Source organism: Neptunomonas concharum, assembly GCF_008630635.1.
GTDB lineage: Bacteria > Pseudomonadota > Gammaproteobacteria > Pseudomonadales > Balneatricaceae > Neptunomonas > Neptunomonas concharum.
This window is the reverse complement of sequence record NZ_CP043869.1, coordinates 3,235,001-3,260,244: the sequence shown is the minus strand read 5'-3', so window position 1 is coordinate 3,260,244 and position 25,244 is coordinate 3,235,001. Positions and strand designations below refer to the sequence as shown.

Sequence of the window (25,244 nt, the reverse complement as noted above, 5' to 3'; positions counted from 1 at the left end):
GCTGTTTTAGTAGCAATAATAGCAAATTTCTCCTCATCTGACTCATCCATAATATGCTTCATATAGGGGAGTGAAGAGATGAGTCAACACTGGACCGCTCGTGCGATACAAATCATAGAAGCCGACTATAATCGTTCTGCCGACACCCATTTAATCAAACTCGACTTCCCTGCGCTGGAGCAGATTGATATTTACCTAAAAGATGAGTCTACCCATCCCACGGGAAGTTTGAAGCATCGCCTGGCGCGGTCGTTGTTTCTCTATGCCTTGTGTAACGGTTGGTTGAAAGAGGCCAGGCCTGTGATTGAGGCATCTTCGGGTAGCACGGCTATCTCTGAAGCATATTTTGCGCGTCTTCTAGGACTGCCTTTTATTGCAGTTGTACCTGAGGGGACGGCTCAAAAAAAGCTAGATCAAATCCGATTGTATGGTGGGCAATGCTATCAAGTTGCTGCTACGGATTTATGCCACGCAGCCGCGGAGATTGCGGTGAAGTTAGGTGGACACTTTATGGATCAGTTCACCTATGCTGAGCGTGCAACCGATTGGCGGGGGAATAACAATATCGCCCAGTCGATTTTCCAGCAGATGTCAGCGGAGCGTTTTCCATTACCTCGTTGGATTGTAATGAGTGCGGGTACGGGCGGAACATCGGCGACGATTGGTCGTTATCTCCGTTATGAAAAGCACTGGGGTAACCCGTGTGAGCTGTGTGTAGTCGATCCCGAGCGCTCTGTTTTTTACGATGCTTTCAACAGTGGTGACCGATCATTGTCGCTTTCATGCGGATCCAGAATTGAGGGTATTGGTCGGCCCAAGGTTGAGCCTTCATTTATGCCTGAAGTGATCGATCGGATGATACAGGTAGAGGATGCCCAAAGCATTGCTGCAACACGGTTCCTGTCGAGAAAATTAAATCGCCTCGTGGGAGGATCTACCGGTACAAATCTCTGCGGTGTACTACAGTTAGCAGAGGAGATGCAAACGAAAGGGGAGAGCGGCAGTATCGTGACTTTACTATGTGATGGCGGTGAGCGTTATCAGGATAGTTACTTTAACGATGACTGGTTGAATTCAAAAGGAATTGCAATAGAGGGAGCAATGGAAGAGTGGGTGGATAAGTTTATTTGATATCCTATATATTGGATTTATTTCCTGCATAGTGTGGTAAATCCCCTTTTATCTGATATATTGGAATTAATTCCTTTATTTGAGATTTGGAGGTGCTATGCATCGTTCTGTATTTTTTCAGCAACTAGCGGCCCAAACAGAGCAGTTAAAAGAGCAGGGTCTGTTTAAGCGTGAAAGACTTATCACCTCGCCTCAATCTGCAATCATTCAACTTGATAGTGGGCAAGAGGTCATTAATCTCTGTGCCAATAATTATTTAGGTCTGTCCAACCATCCAGCGCTAATAGCGGCAGCAAAACAAGGGTTGGAGGAACATGGTTTTGGCGTATCTTCAGTTCGTTTTATTTGTGGCACACAAGATATTCATAAAACGTTAGAAGCGAGGCTAAGTGCTTTTCTTGGCATGGACGATGCCATTCTTTATTCATCCTGTTTCGATGCCAATGGTGGGTTGTTTGAAACCATTCTTGGGGAAGAGGATGTCATCATCAGTGACGCGCTAAATCATGCCAGTATCATCGATGGTGTTCGCTTAAGTAAAACTCGGCGCATGCGCTACGCCAATAATAACCTTCAGGAACTAGAAACCTGTTTGCAACAAGCTCAGGATGCACGGGTTCGTCTCATTGTGACTGATGGCGTCTTTTCTATGGACGGTGTCATTGCTGATCTGGCCGGAATTTGTGACCTTGCTGATACCTATAACGCGCTCGTCATGGTTGATGATTCTCATGCGGTTGGCTTTGTCGGAGAGCATGGCCGTGGTAGCCATGAGTATGCAGGGGTGCTCGATCGCATAGATATTCTCACCGGCACATTTGGTAAGGCGCTTGGGGGAGCCTCGGGCGGTTACACCGCTGGGCGTAAAGAGGTCATCAGTTGGTTGCGGCAGCGTTCTCGTCCGTATTTGTTTTCTAACTCCTTGGCACCGTCTATCGTTCAGGCAACGTTAAAGGCATTGGATTTGGTGGAGCAGGGTGGGGAGTTACGCAAGCAACTATCAGAAAATGCTCATTATTTTCGTAAAGAAATGGAGCAAGTAGGTTTTACTTTAGCGGGATGTGATCATGCCATCATCCCTGTCATGATAGGCGATGCTTCCTTGGCATCGCGTATGGCTGACAGGCTATTAGAGAAAGGTGTTTATGTCATCGGTTTCTCTTTTCCGGTCGTGCCTAAGGATCAGGCAAGGATTCGTACCCAAATGTCCGCATCTCATTCGCGGCAACAGTTGGATGCAGCGGTTGCCGCTTTTACTGAAGTGGGTAAAGAGCTGGGCGTGATTTAAAAGGACGGTAATATGAGAACATTAGCAAAGCTATATCCTCAAGAGGGTATTTGGTTGCATGAAGCAGAAAAGCCTCTGGTTGGGCATAATGATCTTCTGATACGAATTAAGAAAACGGCAATTTGTGGCACGGATGTGCATATCTATCGCTGGGATGACTGGGCGCAGAAAACAATTCCTGTCCCCATGACGGTTGGGCATGAGTATGTTGGGATTGTCGAAGAAATTGGCTGTGAGGTAGAAGGTTTTAGTGTCGGTGATCGTGTATCCGGTGAAGGGCACGTAACCTGTGGTTTGTGTCGTAACTGCCGGGCAGGGCGTCGCCATCTATGCCGAAATACACAGGGAGTCGGTGTTAATCGTGCGGGAGCATTTGCTGACTACTTGGTGATCCCTGCAAGCAATGGATTTAAGATACCGGATGATATTTCGGATGATCTTGCAGCGATTTTTGACCCTTTTGGAAATGCAGTGCATACCGCATTGTCGTTTAATGTTGTTGGCGAAGATGTTTTGATCACAGGCGCAGGCCCAATTGGAATTATGGCAGCAGCCGTAGCGCAGCATGTAGGTGCGAGGCATGTGGTACTGACGGATGTAAATCCGTACCGCCTAGCGCTGGCGAAGGAGATGGGTATCAAGCATTTGGTGAATGTGTCGCAGTACTCTCTTGCGGATGAGATGGCGGCCTTGGGTATGAAAGAGGGATTTGATGTTGGTCTGGAAATGTCGGGTTCAGCCGAAGCGTTCCGTTCCATGCTGGACTTAATGAACCACGGTGGAAAGATAGCAATGCTAGGCATTCTGCCAGATTCGACTTCCATCGACTGGTCCAAAGTGATTTTCAAAGGGCTTGAGTTAAAGGGTATCTACGGACGAGAGATGTATGATACCTGGTATAAAATGGTGAGTTTGATCCAGTCGGGGTTAGATTTAACGCCGATTATTACGCATCATTATCCTGCATCCGAGTTTCAGAAAGGTTTCGATGCAATGTGTTCGGGTGAATCAGGGAAAGTGATCTTGAACTGGTCTGAGTAGACCCCTGCATTAGCAATGCGATTACTTCTGTTTGTGCACTACTAAAAAAGCCCGGGCGACGCTCTCTCCTGGGTTTTTTACACTATGTAAGGTGTCGGCTGGGTATCTTAGGGTATCTCCTTGACCGGCAGTTTCATGAACCTCTTCATTCAACATGACCTGAACTTGTCCTTCAATGACTGAGAGGTGCTCTTGTGTGCCGACAGCGTGAGCTTCTGAACTCATTTCACAACCTGGCTGAATAATCAGCTCATACCATTCAAACTCGGTAGCAGTCGTGACTGGATTGAAGGCAACCAGTTCACACCCTTGATCGTCGCTGCGCATTCGAGGGGTATTGAGAGCGTCTTGACGAGTGATTCTCAAAGGCGGGTCTTCAACGCTGCTTTGAGCAAGCTCGTCGATGCTAACGCCCAGTGCTTGAGTAATATTCCAGAGCGTCGTAAAGGTGGGGTTTGCATTGCCGCGCTCTATCTCAGAGAGCATTGAGCGGGAGACCTTTGAAAGCTCTGCTAATTGAGAGAGGTTTAAGCCTAGCGCTTTACGGCGCTGCTTCATGGCGGCGCCAAGATTTGGGGTGTTTCTCTGGGTCACGTGAATAATACCGGTTTGAGCTAATTGGGCTGCATCATAAAACAAAGCGTTATCTTTGTCCTTATTCCCGTTTTGTGCGGGAGTTGGGGAGGGGTTGATAAAGATCATTTATTTTCTTACGAGTAAATTCGATAATCATTCGTATTCTCTTTTATAGATAGTGACTGATTGGATGACGTTGGATCAATTGAAAAAAGGCATGGCTGCTCAAATAACGGCGATTAAAGGGCCGGCTACATTGCGCCAGCGTCTGGCCACACTCGGAATTTTAAAAGGCCATGCCATAGAGCTAAGCGCTGTTTCTCCATGGGGGAACCCGCGTGCGTATCGCTTAGGGCGTCAGCAGATCTGCTTACGTAAGAGGACGCACAATGTATCGAGGTGATGCTGCTTGGGGTCGGTAATGAGTAAGTCAGAATTTACCGTTGCGTTAGTAGGTAACCCAAACAGTGGTAAGACGTCGCTATTTAATTTGCTGACAGGCGCGCATCAACGTACCGGTAACATGGCAGGTGTTACGGTTGAAGTGAAAAAGGGGCGATGTGAGCACCAAGATGTAATGTTGCACTTTGTTGATCTGCCGGGGATCTACTCACTCAGTCAGAACAAAGTAGAAGAGCGGGTCACACGGGAATATCTCTTTAATTCGCCCCCTGATCTTATACTTAATGTTGTGGATGCAAGTCATCTTACGCGACATTTAGCGCTTACTACTCAGCTGCTTGAGCAAGGCCTGCCGGTCGTACTTGCCTTGAATATGATGGATGAGGCGGCTCGTTTACAGTGCATTCCTGATATTCAGGCATTGAAGCTAGAGCTGGGTATACCGGTTTTGGCGAGTGATGGCAGAAAGAAAGTTGTCATCGCGCCATTGCTGGATCAAATAGTGTCCTCCCTTAAAGCAATAGCGATGCATAAGGGTTCATTCGTGACCACCGCCCAATCACTCATCATTGATTATGAACCGCATGTGGAGCAAGCGATCCTATCTCTGACAGAAGAGGGATTGACGCGTTGGCAAGCAGTACAGGCGTTAGAGTCCGGTGGTGACGTGGCTTTCTTGCTAACGGAATCGGAGCGTATCGGCGTTGTCTCCGCACTCGAAAAATTACAGCATTGGCACGACGAGTCTGCCACGGAGCTTATTGCTCAAGGGCGTTATGGTTTTATTCATGGCTTACTGCATGGGCTGGATGAAGCGCATATTGATATTAGTTTAGTTGATAGAGTATTAGACAGCGTGACCTTGCATCGTTGGCTCGGGTTGCCTTTGTTTTTCTTTTTGCTGTGGCTGGTTTTTGAAGCGACATTCACGGTAGGTGCGTATCCTGCTGATTGGATTGATCAGGCAGTTGGGTGGGTTGGTCAGCAGGTTGAGGTCAATCTCCCTGCCTCCCTTATTCGAGATGTGATAACTGATGGCCTATTGGCTGGAGTAGGGGGGGTGTTGGTTTTCCTTCCTAATGTCGTTTTATTATTTCTCTTTATAGCGATACTGGAACAAAGTGGCTATATGGCACGTGCTGCGTTCCTGACAGATCGGCTGATGAGCAAAGTGGGCCTACACGGTAAAGCTTTCGTTCCCCTTGTTATGGGGTTTGGTTGTAATGTTCCAGCTATCATGGCAACGAGAACCATAGAGGAACCAAGGGCACGTTTAATTACTATTTTAATTAACCCCTTTATGAGTTGTTCTGCTCGTTTGCCTGTATATGTTTTGTTGGCAGGCATCTTTTTTGCCGAGCACGCAGGCACCGCGCTTTTTGCGATTCATATGCTGGGGATTTTAGTGGCTTTTGTAATTGCTGCGATACTTTCTCGGTGGATTAAAGCGCAGCAAGATGAAACCTTTATCATGGAGTTGCCTCCATGGCGCTGGCCCTCATTTCGTTCGTTATTACTTCATGTGTGGGATAAGGTTAAAGACTTCCTGAGTAAAGTGGGAGGTGTCATCTTAGTAGGCTCCATGGCGGTTTGGGCGTTGCAGGCGTTTCCACAAGGGGCTCAGATGTCTTGGCTTGAGCAACTAGGGCAGTTGGTTGTGCCGGTATTTGAGCCGTTAGGCTTTGGCTGGGAAGAAACCGTCGCCTTGCTATCGGGCTTTCTGGCGAAAGAGGTCATTGCGTCCACCTTAGCGATGGTTTATCACACTAACCTTGATGATACTCAAGGTCTGCAAATCGCTATTGCTGCAGGGCTTGCTCCTGCTGCTGGTTTGGCGTTGATGGTTTTTTCACTACTGTATATGCCCTGTCTGGCAACGTTGGCTGTGATTCGAAGAGAAACCGGTAGCTGGCGTTGGTCTGTTCTTTCTATTGGCTTAGGCTTTACTTTGGCATGGACAGGTGCTTGGTTGGCTTACCACGTAGCTAGCCGGCTATTATAATTTGATTTAGCTCACAATTGTTTAATATTTGATCTAATGCTCTCTTGAATCATATCTATCTGCCCCCATAGTATTTCATAGAAACAATAAGGCTGTGCCTGATAGGGCAGCCGTCTACGTAGGAGATGAATATCTATGCGACCTGATAAATTTACGTCAAAACTCCAAGAGGCGCTGGCTGATGCACAGTCGCTTGCTATTGGTAAAGATCATAACTTTATAGAGCCGATACACTTGTTAGCGGCATTTCTTGAACAGCATGATGGTTCCGTCAGACCTCTGCTGTCTCATGCTGGAGCGGTGCAGACCACACTCCAAAGAAGTATTGCAGAGGCGTTAAATAGCCTACCTCAGGTGCAATCACCCGATGGCGAAATTCGCTTATCGCAAAATATGGCGCGTGTTTTTAACTTAGCTGATAAGTTTACTCAGCAACGAGGAGATCAGTTTGTCACCAGTGAAATGATCTTACTTGCGATGCTGGAGGATAAAACGGACGCAGGAAAAACCTTAAAAGCTGCGGGTGTGACAAAGGCCGCCTTAGAGCAGGCGATTGAGCAGATGCGAGGAGGCGAGAACGTGAATGATCCAAATGCTGAGGGTAACCGCCAAGCGCTAGATAAGTATTGTATTGATCTGACTGAGCGTGCTGAATCGGGTAAGTTGGACCCTGTGATTGGCCGAGATGATGAGATACGTCGTACGATTCAAGTGTTGCAACGCCGCACTAAAAACAACCCTGTCTTGATTGGTGAGCCAGGTGTCGGTAAAACCGCCATTGTCGAAGGGTTAGCTCAGCGAATTGTCAACGGAGAAGTGCCGGAAGGCCTCAAGCGCAAGAAGGTGTTATCGCTGGATATGGGATCGTTGATTGCTGGCGCCAAATTCCGCGGTGAGTTTGAGGAGCGACTCAAAGCTGTTCTTAATGAGCTATCCAAGCAAGAAGGGCAAGTAATCCTCTTTATCGATGAGTTACACACCATGGTGGGTGCCGGTAAAGGCGAAGGAGCCATGGACGCGGGCAATATGCTCAAGCCTGCGCTGGCAAGAGGTGAGTTACACTGTGTTGGTGCCACGACACTCGACGAGTATCGCCAATATGTCGAAAAAGATGCTGCATTGGAGCGCCGCTTCCAGAAAGTGCTGGTGGATGAACCTAGCGAAGAAGACACAGTGGCGATTCTTCGTGGCTTGAAAGAGCGTTACGAAATTCATCACAGTGTTGATATCACCGACTCTGCAATTATCGCTGCGGCTAAACTATCACAGCGCTACATTACTGATCGTCAGTTGCCAGATAAAGCGATAGATCTCATTGATGAGGCGGCATCCCGAATACGTATGGAGATGGACTCTAAGCCCGAAGATATGGACCGTTTAGAGCGCCGCTTAATCCAGCTGAAAATGGAACGTGAAGCGCTGAAAAAAGAGAAAGATGAAGCCGCGCGTAAACGTTTGGATGAGCTGGAAAAAACCATTAGTGGCTTAGAACGGGAGTTTGCTGATCTGGATGAGATCTGGAAAGCGGAAAAGGCCGCTCTGCAAGGTTCGCAAAAGGTAAAAGAGGAGCTGGATCAGGCGCGTATCGAGATGGAGCAAGCACGGCGCGTAGGTGATTTGCAAAAAATGTCCGAGCTGCAGTATGGACGTATTCCTGAGTTAGAGAAACAGTTAGCGGTAGCCAGTGAGGCAGAAGAAGCGGGTACGGATAATAACAAGCTGCTGCGTAACAAAGTGACGGAAGAAGAGGTGGCAGAAGTCGTATCCCGCTGGACAGGCATTCCTGTGAGCAAAATGCTTGAAGGGGAACGTGAGAAATTACTGCGCATGGAAGATGCGCTACATGATCGCGTGGTGGGCCAATCTGAAGCCGTTGTTGCCGTATCTAATGCGGTAAGACGCTCGCGGGCAGGCTTAGCTGATCCTAATCGTCCAAACGGAAGTTTCCTGTTTTTAGGGCCAACCGGCGTCGGTAAAACCGAACTATGTAAAGCCTTAGCCAGTTATCTGTTTGATACGGAAGAGGCAATGGTACGCATAGATATGTCAGAGTTTATGGAGAAACATTCCGTTGCCCGCTTAATCGGTGCGCCCCCAGGTTATGTAGGATATGAGGAGGGCGGCTACCTAACAGAGGCTGTACGCCGTAAGCCATACTCTGTGCTGCTATTGGATGAGGTAGAAAAAGCACATCCTGATGTCTTTAATATTCTGCTTCAAGTGTTGGAAGATGGTCGGCTGACGGATGGCCAAGGACGAACCGTTGATTTTAGAAACACCATTGTGGTGATGACATCAAATTTAGGCTCGCACTTGATTCAAAGCTTTAGTGATGATGACGATTACGACCTAATGAAACGCGCTGTCATGGAGGAGGTAGGTAACCACTTCCGTCCAGAGGTTATCAACCGTATAGATGAAGTCGTCGTATTCCACAGCCTGCGTAAAGATCAGGTAGCGGGTATTGCTGCTATTCAGCTAGAACGTTTACGCCAGCGTCTAGCTGAGCGGGACCTAACCTTAACTCTGACACCCACCGCCATGGATAAGCTGGTGGACGTTGGTTTTGAGCCTATCTATGGAGCACGGCCTTTGAAACGAGCCATTCAGCAATGGATTGAAAACCCGCTGGCTCAAGCGTTGCTGGCTGGTAAATATGCTCCAGGAGATGAAGTCGGCGTTGATGTGGAAGCGGGTGAGTTTATCTTTCGATAGATGATGTTATAGGAATCATCCAAAGCCCGCTTATCGTAGCGGGCTTTTTTCTGCATAGTCCAAAGTGCACAAACAGCATATCTGAATATGCCTACCCAATCTTGGGGATGTGTTGAAAAGTTCTGTTAATACACACTGTTTTTTCCAGACAGGAGAAACAGAATGAAAATACAGAAGTGTCCTCAGTTGCTATTAGTAGCAGCCTTAACCGTACCTAGCATGAGTTTCTTGGTGGGGTGTAACGCCTCAAGTAAGAGTGACAAGAGCAAAGTATGGACTCACGCTGAGCTTATTAAGCTCACTACCAGTCAGGCAGTGTCGCAGATAAAGTCAGGAAACTTAAAGAGCGTAGAGCTTACGCAAGCCTTAATTAATCAAGCTAAGAAACACCAAAACCTGAATATATTTATATCCCTAGATGAAGAAGGCGCATTAAAGAAAGCGTCTGAATTGGATGAAATATATGCAGCAGGCAATGCTCAGGGCGCCCTTTTTGGTGTTCCTGTTGTCTTAAAAGATAATATTCATGCAGCTGGTTTGCGAAATACCGCAGGTACGCCAGCCCTTTCTAGCTTTATCCCCTCTGAGAACGCTCCTACCACACAGGCTCTTGTTGATGCGGGTGCGATTGTGCTTGGTAAGGTTAACATGCATGAGCTGGCATTTGGCATTACATCTGATAACGCCGAATATGGAGCGGTAGGTAACCCATATAAACCAGAGTACACCGCTGGGGGGAGTAGTGGAGGAAGTGCAGCAGCATTGGCTGCTGGTATGGCGGTTGCTGCGTTAGGTACAGATACTGGAGGCTCTGTTCGTATTCCTGCTGCATTGAACGGTGTATATAGCTTGCGCCCGACAATGGGGCGTTATGCTCAAGAAGGTGTGACACCTATCTCTCATACGAGAGATACCGTAGGTCCATTAGCACGAAGCGTAGAAGACTTAATTATCTTGGATTCTGTTATTACAGGTGAAAATGAGTTGGTGCCTTCAAAGGCGCTCAACACTTTGCGCATTGGCGTGCCGCGTTCTTACTATTACGAAAATCTCGATCCAGAAATGGCCGCTGCAGCGGAAGGTGTTATTCAAACCTTACGCGATGCTGGTGCGTCATTGGTGGAAGTGGATATGCTAGGTGTTGCAGAACTCAATGAGAAAGTAGGGTTTCCGGTTGTGCTCTATGAAGCGGTTGAAGGCCTCACTCGCTATTTGGATATCTACAACACAGGTGTAACATTTAGTGAGCTAGCAGCTATGACCGCAAGCCCTGATGTCGCCGGCCTATTTTCAACGTTGACAACGGTTGATGAGAATAAAGATGGCGTAGCAGATGGCCTCATACCTGAAAGCGTTTACCAAGATGCGATACGAACGTATCGCCCGGCTCTGCAAGCACTTTTCCAAAGCTATTATGATGACAATCAATTGGACGCGATGTTGATCCCAACCACGCCGTTACCTTCTCGTAAAACAGAAGGCTTACTCACTGGTGTAGAATTAAACGGAGATATCGTAAATACATTTGGTACTTATATTCGAAATACCGATCCAGATAGTAATGCAGGGTTGCCGGGTGTTGCTTTCCCTGTTGCCTTGAATTCAGAGGGGCTTCCAATGGGAATGCAATTAGGTGGGCCAGCACACTCGGATAGAGCGTTATTAGCTATCGCAATGAGTGTGACAGCTGCGTTGCCTATGTTGCCAGCTCCAGATTTAGATTAGCTTAAGAGCGTGCCAATAAAAAGCGTTTGAGACCAAGCGCTTTTTATTTGGCTATGTTTGCTGGTGGGCAAGAACTAGGTTGACGAGAGAAGCTCTATTGCAGACTGCGAGCTTTCGATAAATATTCTTGAGGTGAGTACGCACCGTTGAAAAAGATATGTTTAAGTCGGCTGCAATACGCTCGTCCATTTTTCCTTCAAAAACAGCGCGTGTGATCTCTGCTTCCCTAGGTGTTAATTGGAATTTGTGCATTAATGCCTCGTTAGAGAACAAAAAGTTGGCATCATGGGCAAGGTGGAGGTGGCTATGGTGTAATGAGTTCTCGAACACACTTCTGAGCATATTGAGGATACTTAGTTCTTTACTGGAAAAGCTTCCTTTTTCTTTTCGTCTCCAGATGCGCATATCTCCAATATTATCCGAGCCGTTGTAGGCGTATAAGTTCATACCCCAGTACAATCCATCAATTCGCAAAAAGTCATTATAAAATTCTGTTTTAATAAGTTCTTTTTGCTCCATGACTTCATTGACGGAGACTGCTCTACGAAAAGCTTGAAGTTGGTGAGTGATCGGGTCCTTAAATTGATAATATTCATGATATCTTTGAAGGTTGTCCTCGGACATATTAAGGCCTAGTCCATCGACGAAAGCTTTTTGACGTGTGGACCACACAAAAGAGGCGTAGTGGTCTGCATTGAGCAACTGTAGTAAATCTAGAGCAGCATTTAAGCGAATAGATTGGCTATCTAAATTGTGTGTCAGCCCTTCAAGTATTCGCTCAAATAGCCTAAGTTCATGCGCACTAAGGTTGATCATCGTATTGTTCTGAGTCCTAGAGCCTTTGTTATTATATGTATGGCCTACCTTTTTTATACAGGCTAAATTTCGGCTGTACTATCCTCATTTCTGGGGAGGTGGTTGTTTAAGGTCTGCAGAAATGGCTCTTTTCCGTACTTTCTTGTGCTAACTGTCTGTTGTAGTGGCGAAGATCGTAGCTTTAGCCTATGTTAAGTAGATGAAACGGCTGACCCTCTCAGTGGTAGTCTGTTCTATGGAGAGACAGATTTTAGAGTAGAGTGAATGAAGAATCTTAATGTAATAATTGTTGATGATGCCAAGTTTATTTGTGAGCACGTGACAAAGATAGTCAGCGAGGCTTTTCCGTCGTTTACTGTCAAAGCGGCCTATAACGGCAAAGAAGCTCAAACGCTTATGTTGGCGGAAACGTTCGATATTGTGTTGTGTGATTGGGAGATGCCACAAATGAGTGGCTTAGAGCTTTTGCAGTGGACGCGAGCTCAAGCTCAGTACAAAACGGTCCCCTATTTGATGGTTACTAGCAGGGGGGAGCGAGAGTATGTGCTAAAAGCGATTCAGGCGGGCGTAAATGACTACTTGGGTAAGCCATTTACCAGCGAGCAGTTAGTGCAAAAGATGCAAAAACTCCTCGGTAAGAAGTCAGTGGCTCCCAACACCGTAAAGCAGGCTCAGGCGGCTAAAATGCTGGAGGCTGAGCAGAAAAAAGAAGCCGTTACGCCAAAAAATATGCCGAAGCCGAAAGGATTGGCGCATTTACGTGTGCGTGATCAAGTTTATAAATGTGCGATTAAAGACTTGAGCCTTAAAGATGTATTAGTTGTTGTGAAAAATGACGGGAATTTCCCTCAAATCTTGGATCAAGCTGTTATAGATATTGAACAGCTATCGGGTGATAGTGTAGCGCGTGTAAATGGATATGTGCAGATGCTACAAGCAGCGGAGCCTCGAATAGACTCTGCGTTTATTAACATCAAAGTAGCGCTGGTTGATGATGACCCCGATAAGATGGCACACCTATCAAAATATATTGCCAGCGTCCGTTAAGACGCTGGTGTTATTAATCTGTGTTTTTCTCAGGCAGAGTAATAGTCGCGATACCACTCAATAAAGCGCTCGATGCCTTGGTCAATTGGGGTGCTTGGGCTAAAACCTGTGGCTGCGCTTAAAGCATCTATATCGGCAAACGTTTCTACCACATCTCCCGGCTGCATAGGCAAATACTCTTTTTCGGCTTTCATGCCTAATGCAGTTTCCATATGTTGAATAAAGCTTTCTAATTCTACTGGTTGATTATTTCCGATATTGTAAACCTTATAAGGCGCTGCGCTTTCATCGGCTTCTCCTGACCAGTCTGGGTTGGCTTGAGGGATGATGTTCTGGATGCGGAAAATACTTTCAATGATGTCATCAATATATGTGAAATCTCGACGCATTTTTCCATGATTGAACACCTTGATAGGGCGGCCCTCAGAGATAGCGCTAGCGAATAGCATAGGTGCCATGTCAGGCCGCCCCCATGGCCCGTATACCGTAAAGAAGCGCAGGCCTGTTGTCGGGATGTTATATAAATGTGAATAGCTGTGAGCCATTAATTCATTACTTTTCTTTGTTGCCGCATAAAGAGATGCAGGATGGTCAACACTGTCGGTGGTTGAAAAAGGAATCTTCGTATTCGTACCATAGACAGAGCTGGATGATGCATAGACTAGGTGCTCAACCTTAAAATGGCGACAGCATTCAAGGATAACTAATGTGCCAACCAAGTTAGAGCTGGCATAGTCAAATGGCTTATTAAGAGAGTGCCTTACGCCTGCTTGTGCACCAAGATGGATGACACGTTGGATCGGTGCCTCCTGAAAGATTTTTTCAACCCCTTCTTTATCCGCTAAATCACACTGACGGAAAGTAAAATGACTAAAGGGTTCTAACATGGCTAAACGATCCGTTTTGAGTTTTGGATCATAGTAGTCATTGATATTATCCAGCCCTACCACTTCGTGCCCTTCTTTCAGAAGACGAAGTGACATATGAAAACCGATAAAACCAGCAGCGCCTGTCACTAAAAATCTCATTGTTATCTCCTGAAAAGATGGATCTTCGGAGCAAAGCCGCGAAGACTAAGCTGATAAAAACTAAACCCAAGACAGATAAGACCTGTCAATAAGCTGAAAAGACCTGTATGGGGCATTCCGCCGTTGTACCCTAAAAGGGCGATGGCACATAATCCATGAATGCCTAGTAGCGTTAAATAACCCCATCCACGAAAACGATGCTGCCAGCGGTCACAGAGTTTCAGCCCGGCCCAAGCAGATATCAGTCCGCCCGCAGCACCCATTAAAACGTCGGCAGGCCAATGTACTCCGACGGCAACGCGAGACCAACCAACAAAGCATGCTGCTATCAAGATCAGATATTGTAGAGCACGGTCTGCTGTAAGACGGGTTAATAATCCTGCAGCGGCAAAAGCCGTCAACGTGTGTCCAGAAGGCATACTCTTTTTGCTAATACTGGAACCAATTAGTTGAAATGTTCCGGGTTCCAAAATGGCCGGTGGTCTTGGGGTCGCTAACCAAGGCTTAATGCCATGGGTAATTAATGTGCCAATAATGGCTGTAAGTAGCAGAGCAAGTAGTAGATGAGGATAACGAAAAGCAAATAGCAGGGCTAAGGTGAGGACAACTAAGGTGTCTCCCATAAATGTAATGTGTTCCCAAAGGATAGGGGGGAGCATTAGGCTCAACATCTGTACGAAGTCAAAACCAGTCGATAGCCCATCGATCATGAGCAGTAGCGTACCTATTGCTAAGGCGATGAGTGCAACTTTTAAAAGCTGTTCATCAAAGGGCTGCCGTTTAGGCCAGCGCGCTTGATCGCTTGTTAAGAAGTTGTCGATACGTTTAATCATAACGATACAGCTCCACGCCGCCCTTGCTAAAAAGTAGGCTAAAGGATGCATTTGGGTCTAGCGCATAAAGGCTCTCTTTCTGGGCGACCCGCGTTAATACCATCTCCCCTTTCTGAGGAGCGCGTCGAGTTACAATTTGGTTCATATAAACTGAAAAACTAGGCATGTTGATTCCATATGTGACGATTGGCCCCCCTAAGCTCTTCGCCATATGTGCGGCTTCGCGAACTGGTTCTTGCTGAGCAGCGCCAATGAGCGGCAGTAGCAGAAAGTTGAAAGAAAGCATGCAGCCTGCGGCACCTGCCAATAAACGGCTTGGGGTATTAAAGCGTTTGAGTAACAGCAGTGAGATAGCTAATGCAACCCCCGCTACAGAGAGGATTTTAAAGACAAGGGTGTACTCCTGTGCTGCTAAAAGTAGCACGGCTTTGTCAAACGGCTTATTGGATTGGTCTGCAGCATACGTAAAGAGCAGTGGCAGAAGGCTAAAGAGTAATAAGCCCAAAGCGGGAGCCCCCAGCGACCAGCGACCAGCATGGCATAGATGTCTTGCCATCAGTATTAAGACAGGTGTAATGCCGTAGAGAATATAGTGGGGAAGCTGGGTTTTTGAGAAAGAAAAAATGGCGAGTACGAGTAAAAACCACGTGAGTAGATAAAGTTCTAATCCACGGGGGCGTTGTACAAAGAGCGATTTAATAACCGGCCAGATCAGTCCTGTAAAGGGTAGCAGCAGAAGGGGGAGTAAGACGACGTAATAAAAGGGGTTGCCGCCATGGCTTTCCATTGTGCTGCTAAAGCGGTCGATGTTGTGTTTGAGGTAGAAACCTCTGAAGAACTCCCAACCTTGATCGATGTAAACAGCAATATGCCAAGGCAGCACGATTAGGATAAAAATGGTCAAACTAATGGGGTGAAAGATGGCTCTGAGCCAGTCTTTGAAGCGTCCTTCTGAGGCAAATAAAATTAAACTGGCGCTCAGAGGGAGCGCGCAGGCAACAGGTCCTTTTGTTAAAAAGCCTAAACCTAGCCAGATGCTGATCCATACCAGTCGCTTGGTTGATGGTGTCTGGTAGTAGCGGTAGATATCAAAGAAGGCTGCACATAATAAGAAATTAAGTAGTGCATCCGCTATAGCGGCTTTGAATATGACACTGGCCAGAGGCAGAGCAGCCAACAGCCACACCATTGCTCTGGCTTCTGTATCGTTACGTTGCTCTTTAACAAAGCGGTAGCTTATCCAAATCCATCCAAGCGCAGCTAAACAAGAAGGCAGACGAAGGCTCAGTGTATTTAGGCCGAAGCCAGAAACGCTTATTGCCTGTAGCCAATAGATCATGATGGGCTTGTCGTGTCTTGGCACACCATTCATGTAGGTGGAAACCCAATTGCCGGTTTCCAGCATTTCGCGAGTAGCTGTTGTGAAGGCCCCTTCATCTAGGTCAAATAGAGGCAACCATGCCGCATAACCAAATGCGCTTACCAGCGCCAGTACAATAAGTACTGGCGTAGATAAAAGGAACGGTAAGCTTGCTGATACAGGTGGCGTTTTATTCACTCCAGCCTCTTTCTGCGGGTGGGTTGGTTGATGGGCGAACGGGCATCTGTACGGGTGCAGCACTGCGTGTAAGAATTTCCGCAAGAACGCCGGTTGTAATCAATTGGGCACTGGTCATCACAAATAATATGCCGGTAAATAGTAATGGACGATTACCGATATCCTCCCCCATGAAAATCTTGACACCAAATAGGTAAGTAAGAATCAGGCCGCCAATCGTGCCGAGAAATAAACCGATTGATCCAAAGAAGTGACCCGGGCGGCGAGAAAAGCGCATAAAGAAGAACACCGCTAATAGATCCAGAATCACACGAATCGTTCGGGAGATTCCGTACTTTGATGTGCCAAACTGACGAGCTCGGTGGTTAACCGGCATATCGCTGATGCGGTCAGGAGACGTTACACAGGCAACCCAGGCTGGAATGAAACGATGCATCTCTCCCATGAGGTGTACCTGTTTTATGACCCATGAGCGGTACACTTTCAAACTGCAGCCGTAGTCGTTTACATAAACACCGGTGTTTTTTCGGATAAGCCAGTTGGCAATGCGGGAGGGGAGTTTACGCTTGATCGCTGCATCTTGGCGATCTTTACGCCAGCCGCTGATCATATCTAAATCCCGCTCTTCAAGCGCAACGATGAGTTTAGGGATATCAGCAGGATCGTTCTGTAAATCACCATCAAGGGTTGCAATGAGTTCGCCGCGGGCAGCATCGATACCTGCCTGCATAGCAGCAGTCTGGCCAAAGTTGCGGGCGAAGTGGATAACATGAACGTGACTGCCATACTCCGCAACTGCTGCATCAAGCGCGGACGCAGTACGATCTCGGCTACCGTCGTTGACCGCGATAAGTTCCCATTTCCCGGGGTAGTCTTTTAGGGCTGCGTGTACCTCTTCCATGAAAGGGCGGATATTTTCTTCCTCATTGAAAAAAGGTACAACAACGGAGAGGCTCTGATCGCAGGGATGTTTTTCAACGGAGGATAGCCCCTCAGCTGATTGAGCATGAGCTTCGATAGTGTCAGTCATTTAGTGATCTCCTCTCGCGTTACTTTAGCAACGGGAATCCAAAAACAAATCAGAGCAAACAGCGACGTTGCTCCCAAAATAAAGAGGTGTAGGTTTACGGCTAAGCCCAGAATCTCTGAGCTTAATAAACCAAGCGGTGCAAGGCCAGCCATAAATGCAGCTTCAAAGCTGCCGCTACCTGCGATTCCATGTATAGGTAAAATACTACTCAGCTCAGCACCGAGCACCCCTGCTAGCGCCTCAAAGGTAGAGAATGATTGTAACGCTTGTGTGACCATAACTAAGGCCGCTAGTTTGCTGCCCCATGATAAAAAGGTCCATCCCACGACACGGATGAATTGATTCATAGACTGGGGTGCTGTGATGCGCAGCTTGTTAATGACAGGCTCGAGCTTTGGGTAGAGTCTGTGGGATTGCATCCAGCGTTTGCCTTTAAATCGATACAGGGCGATAGCCGTCAGCAAACAACTGACACCGGCGCAGAAGGCGATTATAGAAAAGAGTGGGAAAAAATAACCAAAGGTTATAGTCAAAAGCGCTCCGGCAATAAGCAGGTCCAATACTCTTAACCAGATTAAGCGAGCAATACCTTCGCCAATACCCACACCAAAATAACGTTTCATCAGAATGGGGAACAACCCTTCGCCTAGTCGCATAGGCAGCATATTATTGGCGTAGAGGTGTAATACGCTCAACTTGGTAACGCTTAGCAAGCGACCTTTCAGAGCGGGTTGGCATAAATCGTAGATACGAATAGCTCTTAATAGATAACTTAGAGCAAAGAGTAGTAATGCGGGTATGAGTGTGCTGAGGGGTACGGATTTCCACTGTGCTAGCACCGCTTGCCAGCCAACAAGTGCTTCAACAGCGATCAGCATCACTACGAAGATCAATCCGCCAGCCAGCCAGGATAACCGCTTTTTTCTTGAAGAAGGGGTGTCAGTTGAAGGTGTTTGCATGAAAAAGGACAAAGATCCGAACAAAAAATAATAAAGTTGGCGATTATACCTTTTGCGTACGGCAGATGGCAGCGATAATACGCTAAAGAATTGATCTTGGAGCGCGATTTTGCTGAGTTATCAACACGGCTACCACGCAGGTAATTTTGCCGATGTGCATAAACACCTTATTGTGACTTGGATATTGGAGTCGTTGAACGCCAAATCTAAACCTTGGAGTTATCTCGAAACTCATGCAGGGTGTGCGTTTTATGACCTGTCAGATGAGCAAGCGCTAAAAACAGGTGAGTTTCAGGAAGGCGTTGCTAAGCTCTGGGGTGCTAAAAAAGTACCGGCTGAATTGACGGGGTACATGTCGCTGATAAAAAACGCTAATGCAAATAACAATCTAGCGTTTTATCCTGGCTCGCCTGCCATTGCCAAAGCGTTATCAAGAGATGCTGATCGTTTGGCTATTATGGAGCTTCATCCGGGAGAGGTGCGCAAGCTGAAAGCATATTTTTATCAGGATGAAAATGTGGCTGTTCATCAGAGGGACGGTTATGAGGGTGTGCTCGCGCTGTTACCGCCGAAGCCCAATAGAGGTTTGGTATTGATTGATCCCTCTTATGAGGTAAAAACGGAATATCAGCAGGTCGCAAAGAAGGTTGTGCAAATGCACAAGCGTTGGCCGAATGGGAGTTTTGCTATTTGGTATCCGCTGCTGTCAGCAGAACTGCATAAAGAGATGAAGGCTGTGATAGTAAAGTCAGGCATTAGACGTATCTATTGCTCTGAATTGTGGGTAAAGCCCGAGGCTGTCGGTGGCATGTTTGGTAGCGGAATGCTATTAGTAAATCCTCCTTGGCAGATTGATGAGAAGATTCAATCAGTCACTCCATGGCTACGTCAACTTCTGGGGCATGTTTGCGCTAAGGAGCCACTGAGTGAGTGGCTCGTGCCGGAGTAGCGGCTTAGTACAGTGCTGTCTCGTCTTTAACAATATCTATCAATAGATCAAGAAACAGGTCATCCGCTTCGCTATGCTCAAGAGGGATCTTGACGTTAGTAGTGGCGGATAACTCCTCTGCAATCAGAGCGGCGGCGTTGGGCGAGCTCATATGCTTTCGCGTAATTTCCTTGGCAATGGTGCAAATTTCCGGCTCAGCAAAAACTTTGCGAATAAACAGCATTAGTTCATTGATGACGCGCTCTTTGTTTTTTACTTGTATAACGCTCATGATTTTTCTCCAGCATTTTTTCCACACAATATAACCTGACTTTCGTCTATGTGCATCCGCTCTGTGTGAATGTTTTGCTGCAGTTGAACAATGAGGCGCAAAATGCGAGAATGTCGCGCTATTTTTCTTCGCTCGTTTGTAGTAGGAAACCCCGAATCAAACGGCGAAACTAAGCACTACCCAGCTTAAGTCTCAGAAGGTCTGCCGGTTTAGCGATCCTTAGCCAGCATTCATCCGAACGTGGGCCATAACACAGTGGTGTGCTTGTGGTTTCTGTTATCCCAGCATCATCAGGGTGGGGTAGCGTGGACATGTTCATTTTGCAGAATCTCTGAACTGTTTACTCACCGGCAAGGGTCGGTGTCGATTAGAGGGTAATAAAGTGGAATTACTATCAGGCGCAGAAATGGTTGTTCGTGCCCTGCGAGATCAGGGTGTGAAATATATCTATGGCTATCCAGGCGGGGCCTTGCTTCATGTCTATGATGCAATTTTCCAGCAAGAGGAAGTCGAACATATTCTGGTGCGCCACGAGCAAGCTGCAACTCATATGGCGGATGCTTATGCGCGTGCTACCGGTAAGGCTGGCGTCGCGTTGGTGACATCAGGGCCAGGTGCAACAAATGCGGTAACAGGCATTGCAACCGCTTACATGGACTCAATCCCAATGGTGGTACTTACCGGTCAGGTAATGAGCCATCTGATTGGTGAGGATGCTTTCCAGGAAACCGATATGATTGGGATTTCCCGTCCTGTCGTTAAGCATAGCTTTAGCGTACAGAGGCCCGAAGATATCCCTGAGATTATATGTAAGGCATTTCATTTAGCGGAAACGGGTCGTCCGGGACCGGTCGTTGTTGATATTCCAAAGGATATGACGACTCCCACCGATCGCTTTGCCTACGAGTTTCCTAAGCAAGTTAAGATGCGTTCTTATAACCCTGTCTCTAAGGGGCATAGTGGACAGATCAAAAAAGCTTTTGATCTGTTGTTGGCAGCCAAGCGCCCAGTTATCTACACGGGTGGCGGTGTCATTATGGGTGCAGCTAGCGCTGAGTTGATCGAGCTGGCAAAAGCTTTGAACTACCCAGTCACGAATACGCTAATGGGTCTAGGTGGGTATCCGGGTACGGATCGCCAATTCATCGGTATGCTGGGAATGCATGGTAGCTATGAAGCTAACATGGCGATGCACCACAGTGATTTGATTTTAGCTATTGGCGCGCGTTTTGACGATCGTGTAACCAATGGTGTCGATAAGTTTTGCCCGACAGCTAAAATTGTTCATATCGATGTTGATCCGGCATCGATTTCGAAGACAGTGCGTGCTGATGTGCCTATCGTTGGGCCTGCTAAAGCTGTTTTGGAAGAGATGCTACAGTTGCTGAAGTCCAGCAAAAAAGAGCCTAATAAAGAAGCGATTTCGGCTTGGTGGAAACAGATTGATGAGTGGCGCCTTCGCCATGGTGGTCTCTTCCGTACGGATGATTCTGCAAAGATGAAACCGCAGCAAGTTATTGAAATGCTAAGCAAAGTAACCGGTGGTGATGCCTATGTCTGTTCGGATGTAGGTCAGCATCAGATGTTTGCTGCTCAGTATTACAAGTTTAATAAACCGAATCGTTGGATTAACTCCGGTGGTTTGGGGACGATGGGTTTTGGCTTACCTGCAGCTATGGGCGTTAAAATGAACTTCCCTGATGCTGATGTCGCCTGTGTTACGGGTGAAGGTAGCATACAGATGAATATCCAGGAGTTATCTACCTGCAAACAGTACGATCTGCCGGTTAAGATTATCTGCTTGAATAATCAGTCTTTAGGTATGGTTCGACAGTGGCAGGATATGAACTACGAGTCTCGCCACTCGCAATCTTATATGCAGTCGCTCCCAGACTTTGTGAAGCTGGTGGAGTCTTATGGTCATATCGGTATGAAAGTTGATCATTATGCTGACTTAGAAGCTGCGATGACAGAAGCGTTTTCTCTGAAAGATCGTTTGGTATTCATGGATATCGCTGTTGACCCATTTGAGCATGTATATCCAATGCAGGTGCCTCGCGGTTCTATGCGTGATATGTGGCTGAGCAAAACGGAGAGGACTTAACGATGCGTCATATCATTTCTGTTCTTCTTGAGAATGAGCCGGGAGCATTATCTCGTGTTGTAGGTTTGTTTTCTCAGCGTAACTTCAATATTGAGTCACTAACCGTCGCGCCAACAGATGATGAAACGCTTTCTCGTTTGACCGTGACAACGTTGGGTGATGACCGTGTTATTGAGCAGATTACTAAACAGCTCAATAAGTTGATTGATGTTGTGAAAGTTGTCGACCTGACGGAGGGTGATCACATTGAGCGTGAGCTTATGATGATTAAATTCAAAGCGTCGGGTGCTTTCCGTGCTGAGGTTAAGCGTACAGCGGATATTTTTCGCGGGCAAATTATTGATATTACACCTAATACCTATACGGTTCAGCTGGTAGGTTCTAGTGCGAAATTGGATGCTTTCATTGACGCATTAGGGACGACCAGCATTATGGAAGTTGTGCGTTCGGGTGTTTCTGGTATTGCTCGTGGTGAAAAGGTCCTGAGCTTATAGCAGTCGATGTTCTGTAGAAAAGCCGCTCTCTTTAGGGCGGCTTTTTTGTTTCTGCTATATGTTAAATAGGGTGTTTACGTAGTAAAAGTCTCTTAATGGATAACGCTAAATAGCATAATGGTTTTAATAAGGAGATAGCAGTATGGGTGAGTTGTTTAGGTTGGTGTTAAAAGTTCGTGATTACGAATTAGATATGCAAGGTATTGTTAATAATGGCGTTTATTTTAATTATCTGGAGCATGCGCGTCATGAGTTTCTATTGTCAAAAGGTGTTGATTTTGCTGCGCTGTCTAAGCAGGGGGTGAACTTAGTTGTGATTCGTTCGGAGCTTGACTATAAAAGTTCCCTCATGAGCGGGGATGGGTTTTGGGTTGAGGTTGCAGTCGAGCGTTTGAGTAAGGTGAAGTTTGGATTTCGGCAAAGGGTTGTTCGTGAGTCCGATGGGAAAGTCTGTGTCGAAGGTTTAGTGGTGGGGGTTGCACTTAATCAGAAAGGGCGCCCGTTTCTTCCTGCTGAAGTTGAAGCTTTGTTTACGTAGTGTTTCTGGTGGCTGTTGCTGAGTAGGATGGGCTACCGTATCAGAGAGCATCTCTGTAGAATGCAATGCTCCATATATAGAATAGTGATGTTATGAGCGAAGATCAGAAGCCTGTTGTTGGAAGTAACGAAGAGCCTAAAGAAAATATAAAACCGCGTCGTGGTATTTATTTGCTACCGAATCTATTTACGACGGGCGCTTTATTTTCCGGCTTTTATGCCGTAGTAGCTGGTATGAATAGCCAGTTTGAAGCAGCGGCCATAGCGATCTTTGTAGCCATGGTATTTGATGGGTTGGATGGCCGTGTCGCAAGGATGACCAATACATCAAGTGCCTTCGGAGCTGAATATGATTCATTATCTGACATGGTCTCTTTTGGTGTTGCTCCTGCGCTAGTGACTTTTAGTTGGGTCTTAGGAGATATCGGTAAGATAGGCTGGTTTGCTTCTTTTATATATGTAGCTGGGGCTGCTTTACGGCTTGCTCGTTTTAATACACAAATTGGTTCATTGGATAAGCGCTATTTTATGGGGCTTCCGTCCCCAGCTGCAGCAGCCTCGGTAGCTGGTTTGGTGTGGGCGGCAACAGAGTATGGTGTTGATCCCCAGCCTTTCGCTTATCTGATTGCATTCTATGTGGCCTTGACCGGGGTGATGATGGTTACTAATGCGCTTTACTACAGCTTCAAGGATGTTGATCTCAAGGGCAAGGTGCCCTTCGTAATATTGGCAGGTATTGTTTTATTGGTTGGCGTCATCTCCATAGAGCCTTCTTTATTCCTTTGGTTGCTCTTTCTGGCTTATAGCATTTCTGGTCCTATGTTTTGGCTATGGCGTAAGCGCAAGAAGGCCTGATGGGGAATTTTTTTAGGTATTAAGGTCTAAAGCTCTATTACAGCTTTTCTGTAGTGGGGCTTCCTATGTTGATTAAAAAACCAGATACCATTAAAAGCTCAGAAATTACATCTGAGTCTGTCTACCAGCAGCGTCGTTTATTTATGAAAGGGGTGGCTGCGACCCTTGCGGTAAGTCCTCTATCAGCATTGGCTGCTTATGAGCTGGAAAGCGAGGCTCCGCGTTATCTAGGGCCCGACTGGATGCGTTCAGCTCTAAATGATGCTAAGAAGAATGCGGCGTTTTCAACACAGGAAAAGCTGGCTCCTTATTCAAATATAATCACGCATAACAACTTCTACGAGTTTGGCTTATCAAAGCAGGACCCTAGTCGAAGAGCACAAGGGTTTAAGACGGATCCGTGGTCCGTTGCGATAGAAGGTGAAGCGGCAAAAACGGGTGTTTTCGCATTAGAGGACTTGCTGAGTCCTTATCAGATGGAAGAGCGCATATATCGTCTGCGTTGTGTTGAGGCGTGGTCAATGGTGATTCCATGGATTGGTATACCTTTGGCCGATATGCTGAAGCGGTTTGAGCCAAACAGTAAGGCTAAGTACGTGGAGTTTACAACGCTCTATGCGCCAGAGCAGATGCCAGGCCAAAAAGGTGTGTTCAGTACTCTGGACTGGCCTTATGTTGAGGCGTTAAGGATTGATGAAGCCATGAACCCTCTGGCCTTCATGGCTACAGGTTTGTATGGACAAGCGATGCCGCCTCAAAATGGAGCGCCTTTTCGCTTGGTTGTTCCTTGGAAGTATGGATTTAAAAGTATTAAATCGATTGTCAAAATTCGTTTTACAGAGGAAATGCCTATCACGACATGGAATAGTTCTGCACCGAAAGAATATGGATTCTACGCCAATGTGAATCCGGGTGTGGATCATCCTCGCTGGACTCAGAAAACAGAGCGCCGCTTACCATCGTCTCTATTCTCCCCAAACATTATAGATACGCAGCCATTTAATGGTTATGGCGACGAGGTTGCGCATCTCTACTCGGGGATGGATCTTCGAAAATGGTTTTGAGGATAAATCCAAAGAATAGCCGAGTTTTATGGTGGGGTGTTTTTCTGGGGTCTCTGCTGCCGTTGGTGTTGCTGATATACGATGCGGCGACAAATAGGTTAGGTGCAGACCCTGCTAAAGAGATAGTGTTGGAGCTAGGTCTCTGGGCGGCCATCTTTTTGTGGGTGGACTTATGGGTTTCTCCTCTGAAGCGGCGTTTAGGGCTAGGTTGGCTTATCAGATTTCGTAGGCTATTGGGATTATATGGCTTTTTCTATGCCATATTGCACTTGGTAGCATTCGCGACATTCATGGTGGGGTGGCGTGCGGATTTGCTATTTCAAGAGTTAAGTGAGAGACCGTATATTATTATGGGGGCTTTAGCTGTACTTTTGTTGATTCCTTTGGTGGTGACATCCACAAAAGGTATGCAGCGTCGTTTGGGTAAAAGCTGGAAGATGCTGCATCGGTTAGTTTTTGTTATATCTATTCTCGTCATGGGGCATATTATTTGGATGATCCGGGCTGATTATCTGGATGCTATTGTATTTGGAATTTTGCTAAGTGGGGCTCTTGTCGAGCGTATGTCCCTGAAGTGGGGTCCATCGCAAACAAAATCGGTGCTCTAGGTAAATATTTCATATTTTTCGTTACTTTTTATCAATAAGGTGTTGACACTTTTTGGGGTGTCTGTAGAATGCGCACCTCTTCCGGCAGAGAGCGCCAAACAGGCGAACTTGGGCAGGAAGGGTTTGATAAATAAGTACTTGATAATTAATGATTTTTAAGTATTTGTTTATTGAAGGCTAAGTCAAGCGTTGCAGCAAAATGATTCAAAAA

Annotated in this window: 24 protein-coding genes; 15 read left to right on the top strand and 9 right to left on the bottom strand. The window is 46.6% G+C overall.

What is annotated here, in order from left to right:
- Nucleotides 1-78: 78 nt before the first annotated feature.
- From F0U83_RS15445 to tdh, 3 genes are all read left to right on the top strand, one after another.
- Nucleotides 79-1,131, top strand: coding sequence for a PLP-dependent cysteine synthase family protein (locus F0U83_RS15445; RefSeq protein ID WP_138988186.1), 1,053 nt, complete (start codon nucleotides 79-81; stop codon nucleotides 1,129-1,131).
- A 97-nt stretch (nucleotides 1,132-1,228) separates the two neighbouring features.
- Nucleotides 1,229-2,419 carry a glycine C-acetyltransferase gene (locus F0U83_RS15440; RefSeq protein WP_138988187.1) on the top strand — a complete coding sequence of 397 codons (1,191 nt, stop codon included), beginning with the start codon at nucleotides 1,229-1,231 and terminating at the stop codon, nucleotides 2,417-2,419.
- Nucleotides 2,420-2,431: 12 nt separating this feature from the next.
- Entirely contained in the window at nucleotides 2,432-3,460 is a 1,029-nt protein-coding gene (tdh, locus tag F0U83_RS15435; RefSeq protein ID WP_138988188.1) for an L-threonine 3-dehydrogenase, read from the top strand.
- A 21-nt stretch (nucleotides 3,461-3,481) separates the two neighbouring features.
- Here the strand turns inward: tdh and F0U83_RS15430 are convergent, their stop codons facing one another.
- Nucleotides 3,482-4,162, bottom strand: coding sequence for a helix-turn-helix domain-containing protein (locus F0U83_RS15430; RefSeq protein ID WP_138988189.1), 681 nt, complete (start codon nucleotides 4,160-4,162; stop codon nucleotides 3,482-3,484).
- A gap of 64 nt (nucleotides 4,163-4,226) precedes the next feature.
- Between F0U83_RS15430 and F0U83_RS15425 the strand changes: the two genes are divergently transcribed.
- The 4 genes from F0U83_RS15425 (at nucleotide 4,227) to iaaH (ending at nucleotide 10,880) form a co-directional block, all read left to right on the top strand.
- Nucleotides 4,227-4,439 carry a FeoA family protein gene (locus F0U83_RS15425; protein ID WP_138988190.1) on the top strand — a complete coding sequence of 71 codons (213 nt, stop codon included), beginning with the start codon at nucleotides 4,227-4,229 and terminating at the stop codon, nucleotides 4,437-4,439.
- Nucleotides 4,440-4,457: 18 nt separating this feature from the next.
- Nucleotides 4,458-6,440 (top strand): ferrous iron transport protein B, encoded by a 1,983-nt coding sequence (feoB, locus tag F0U83_RS15420; protein WP_138988191.1) that lies wholly within the window; start codon nucleotides 4,458-4,460, stop codon nucleotides 6,438-6,440.
- Nucleotides 6,441-6,575: 135 nt separating this feature from the next.
- Entirely contained in the window at nucleotides 6,576-9,155 is a 2,580-nt protein-coding gene (gene clpB, locus F0U83_RS15415; protein ID WP_138988192.1) for an ATP-dependent chaperone ClpB, read from the top strand.
- A 162-nt stretch (nucleotides 9,156-9,317) separates the two neighbouring features.
- Nucleotides 9,318-10,880, top strand: coding sequence for an indoleacetamide hydrolase (gene iaaH, locus F0U83_RS15410; protein ID WP_138988193.1), 1,563 nt, complete (start codon nucleotides 9,318-9,320; stop codon nucleotides 10,878-10,880).
- Between the two features lie 51 nt (nucleotides 10,881-10,931).
- On the opposite strand, the gene F0U83_RS15405 is transcribed toward iaaH, so the two are convergent.
- Nucleotides 10,932-11,696 (bottom strand): helix-turn-helix domain-containing protein, encoded by a 765-nt coding sequence (locus F0U83_RS15405; RefSeq protein WP_138988194.1) that lies wholly within the window; start codon nucleotides 11,694-11,696, stop codon nucleotides 10,932-10,934.
- Nucleotides 11,697-11,960: 264 nt separating this feature from the next.
- On the opposite strand from F0U83_RS15405, the gene F0U83_RS15400 reads away from it, so the two are divergent.
- Complete coding sequence (locus F0U83_RS15400) at nucleotides 11,961-12,743, top strand: response regulator (RefSeq protein ID WP_138988195.1); 783 nt, start codon at nucleotides 11,961-11,963, stop codon at nucleotides 12,741-12,743.
- Between the two features lie 29 nt (nucleotides 12,744-12,772).
- On the opposite strand, the gene F0U83_RS15395 is transcribed toward F0U83_RS15400, so the two are convergent.
- Genes F0U83_RS15395 through F0U83_RS15375 form a run of 5 tightly spaced genes read right to left on the bottom strand, consistent with a single transcriptional unit; the run spans nucleotide 12,773 to nucleotide 18,151 of the window.
- On the bottom strand, nucleotides 12,773-13,771 hold the full coding sequence (locus tag F0U83_RS15395; protein WP_138988196.1) for an NAD-dependent epimerase: 999 nt from the start codon (nucleotides 13,769-13,771) through the stop codon (nucleotides 12,773-12,775).
- Nucleotides 13,772-13,773: 2 nt separating this feature from the next.
- Nucleotides 13,774-14,604, bottom strand: a complete 831-nt coding sequence (locus F0U83_RS15390; RefSeq protein ID WP_170221861.1) for a phosphatase PAP2 family protein — start codon at nucleotides 14,602-14,604, stop codon at nucleotides 13,774-13,776.
- The gene (locus F0U83_RS15385; RefSeq protein WP_138988198.1) at nucleotides 14,597-16,162 is read right to left on the bottom strand and encodes an ArnT family glycosyltransferase; all 1,566 of its coding nucleotides are present in this window, start codon (nucleotides 16,160-16,162) and stop codon (nucleotides 14,597-14,599) included. Before F0U83_RS15385 ends, F0U83_RS15390 begins: the two co-directional genes overlap by 8 nt.
- Nucleotides 16,155-17,192, bottom strand: a complete 1,038-nt coding sequence (locus tag F0U83_RS15380; protein ID WP_138988199.1) for a glycosyltransferase family 2 protein — start codon at nucleotides 17,190-17,192, stop codon at nucleotides 16,155-16,157. The genes F0U83_RS15385 and F0U83_RS15380 overlap by 8 nt, the downstream gene beginning before the upstream one ends.
- Entirely contained in the window at nucleotides 17,189-18,151 is a 963-nt protein-coding gene (locus tag F0U83_RS15375; RefSeq protein ID WP_138988200.1) for a lysylphosphatidylglycerol synthase transmembrane domain-containing protein, read from the bottom strand. Before F0U83_RS15375 ends, F0U83_RS15380 begins: the two co-directional genes overlap by 4 nt.
- A 109-nt stretch (nucleotides 18,152-18,260) precedes the next feature.
- Between F0U83_RS15375 and F0U83_RS15370 the strand changes: the two genes are divergently transcribed.
- Nucleotides 18,261-19,100, top strand: coding sequence for a 23S rRNA (adenine(2030)-N(6))-methyltransferase RlmJ (locus F0U83_RS15370; RefSeq protein WP_138988201.1), 840 nt, complete (start codon nucleotides 18,261-18,263; stop codon nucleotides 19,098-19,100).
- 4 nt (nucleotides 19,101-19,104) lie between these two features.
- Here the strand turns inward: F0U83_RS15370 and F0U83_RS15365 are convergent, their stop codons facing one another.
- Nucleotides 19,105-19,371: a hypothetical protein gene (locus F0U83_RS15365; RefSeq protein ID WP_138988202.1), complete on the bottom strand. Its 267-nt coding sequence runs from the start codon at nucleotides 19,369-19,371 to the stop codon at nucleotides 19,105-19,107.
- A gap of 169 nt (nucleotides 19,372-19,540) precedes the next feature.
- A complete protein-coding gene (locus F0U83_RS16985; protein WP_211354938.1) occupies nucleotides 19,541-19,684 on the bottom strand; it encodes a hypothetical protein in 144 nt (47 codons plus the stop codon).
- Nucleotides 19,685-19,753: 69 nt separating this feature from the next.
- Between F0U83_RS16985 and F0U83_RS15360 the strand changes: the two genes are divergently transcribed.
- The 6 genes from F0U83_RS15360 (at nucleotide 19,754) to F0U83_RS15335 (ending at nucleotide 25,033) form a co-directional block, all read left to right on the top strand.
- The gene (locus tag F0U83_RS15360) at nucleotides 19,754-21,475 is read left to right on the top strand and encodes an acetolactate synthase 3 large subunit (protein ID WP_138988203.1); all 1,722 of its coding nucleotides are present in this window, start codon (nucleotides 19,754-19,756) and stop codon (nucleotides 21,473-21,475) included.
- 2 nt (nucleotides 21,476-21,477) lie between these two features.
- Nucleotides 21,478-21,969, top strand: a complete 492-nt coding sequence (gene ilvN, locus F0U83_RS15355; protein WP_138988204.1) for an acetolactate synthase small subunit — start codon at nucleotides 21,478-21,480, stop codon at nucleotides 21,967-21,969.
- 142 nt (nucleotides 21,970-22,111) lie between these two features.
- Nucleotides 22,112-22,507 carry an acyl-CoA thioesterase gene (locus tag F0U83_RS15350; RefSeq protein WP_138988205.1) on the top strand — a complete coding sequence of 132 codons (396 nt, stop codon included), beginning with the start codon at nucleotides 22,112-22,114 and terminating at the stop codon, nucleotides 22,505-22,507.
- A gap of 92 nt (nucleotides 22,508-22,599) precedes the next feature.
- Nucleotides 22,600-23,361, top strand: a complete 762-nt coding sequence (gene pssA, locus F0U83_RS15345; RefSeq protein ID WP_138988206.1) for a CDP-diacylglycerol--serine O-phosphatidyltransferase — start codon at nucleotides 22,600-22,602, stop codon at nucleotides 23,359-23,361.
- Nucleotides 23,362-23,426: 65 nt separating this feature from the next.
- The gene (gene msrP / locus F0U83_RS15340; protein WP_138988207.1) at nucleotides 23,427-24,425 is read left to right on the top strand and encodes a protein-methionine-sulfoxide reductase catalytic subunit MsrP; all 999 of its coding nucleotides are present in this window, start codon (nucleotides 23,427-23,429) and stop codon (nucleotides 24,423-24,425) included.
- Nucleotides 24,416-25,033 (top strand): protein-methionine-sulfoxide reductase heme-binding subunit MsrQ, encoded by a 618-nt coding sequence (locus F0U83_RS15335; RefSeq protein WP_138988208.1) that lies wholly within the window; start codon nucleotides 24,416-24,418, stop codon nucleotides 25,031-25,033. Before msrP ends, F0U83_RS15335 begins: the two co-directional genes overlap by 10 nt.
- Nucleotides 25,034-25,244: the final 211 nt, after the last annotated feature.

Coding starts and splice junctions, on each gene's coding strand:
- F0U83_RS15405 (WP_138988194.1), bottom strand. CDS start 11,696: ATGATCAACCTTAGTGCGCATGAACTTAGGCTATTTGAGCGAATACTT.
- iaaH (WP_138988193.1), top strand. CDS start 9,318: ATGAAAATACAGAAGTGTCCTCAGTTGCTATTAGTAGCAGCCTTAACC.
- F0U83_RS15335 (WP_138988208.1), top strand. CDS start 24,416: ATGGTTTTGAGGATAAATCCAAAGAATAGCCGAGTTTTATGGTGGGGT.
- msrP (WP_138988207.1), top strand. CDS start 23,427: ATGTTGATTAAAAAACCAGATACCATTAAAAGCTCAGAAATTACATCT.
- F0U83_RS15425 (WP_138988190.1), top strand. CDS start 4,227: ATGACGTTGGATCAATTGAAAAAAGGCATGGCTGCTCAAATAACGGCG.
- F0U83_RS15375 (WP_138988200.1), bottom strand. CDS start 18,151: ATGCAAACACCTTCAACTGACACCCCTTCTTCAAGAAAAAAGCGGTTA.
- F0U83_RS15445 (WP_138988186.1), top strand. CDS start 79: ATGAGTCAACACTGGACCGCTCGTGCGATACAAATCATAGAAGCCGAC.
- F0U83_RS15400 (WP_138988195.1), top strand. CDS start 11,961: ATGAAGAATCTTAATGTAATAATTGTTGATGATGCCAAGTTTATTTGT.
- feoB (WP_138988191.1), top strand. CDS start 4,458: ATGAGTAAGTCAGAATTTACCGTTGCGTTAGTAGGTAACCCAAACAGT.
- clpB (WP_138988192.1), top strand. CDS start 6,576: ATGCGACCTGATAAATTTACGTCAAAACTCCAAGAGGCGCTGGCTGAT.
- ilvN (WP_138988204.1), top strand. CDS start 21,478: ATGCGTCATATCATTTCTGTTCTTCTTGAGAATGAGCCGGGAGCATTA.
- F0U83_RS15390 (WP_170221861.1), bottom strand. CDS start 14,604: ATGATTAAACGTATCGACAACTTCTTAACAAGCGATCAAGCGCGCTGG.
- F0U83_RS16985 (WP_211354938.1), bottom strand. CDS start 19,684: ATGTCCACGCTACCCCACCCTGATGATGCTGGGATAACAGAAACCACA.
- F0U83_RS15350 (WP_138988205.1), top strand. CDS start 22,112: ATGGGTGAGTTGTTTAGGTTGGTGTTAAAAGTTCGTGATTACGAATTA.
- tdh (WP_138988188.1), top strand. CDS start 2,432: ATGAGAACATTAGCAAAGCTATATCCTCAAGAGGGTATTTGGTTGCAT.
- F0U83_RS15430 (WP_138988189.1), bottom strand. CDS start 4,162: ATGATCTTTATCAACCCCTCCCCAACTCCCGCACAAAACGGGAATAAG.
- F0U83_RS15395 (WP_138988196.1), bottom strand. CDS start 13,771: ATGAGATTTTTAGTGACAGGCGCTGCTGGTTTTATCGGTTTTCATATG.
- F0U83_RS15365 (WP_138988202.1), bottom strand. CDS start 19,371: ATGAGCGTTATACAAGTAAAAAACAAAGAGCGCGTCATCAATGAACTA.
- F0U83_RS15440 (WP_138988187.1), top strand. CDS start 1,229: ATGCATCGTTCTGTATTTTTTCAGCAACTAGCGGCCCAAACAGAGCAG.
- pssA (WP_138988206.1), top strand. CDS start 22,600: ATGAGCGAAGATCAGAAGCCTGTTGTTGGAAGTAACGAAGAGCCTAAA.
- F0U83_RS15380 (WP_138988199.1), bottom strand. CDS start 17,192: ATGACTGACACTATCGAAGCTCATGCTCAATCAGCTGAGGGGCTATCC.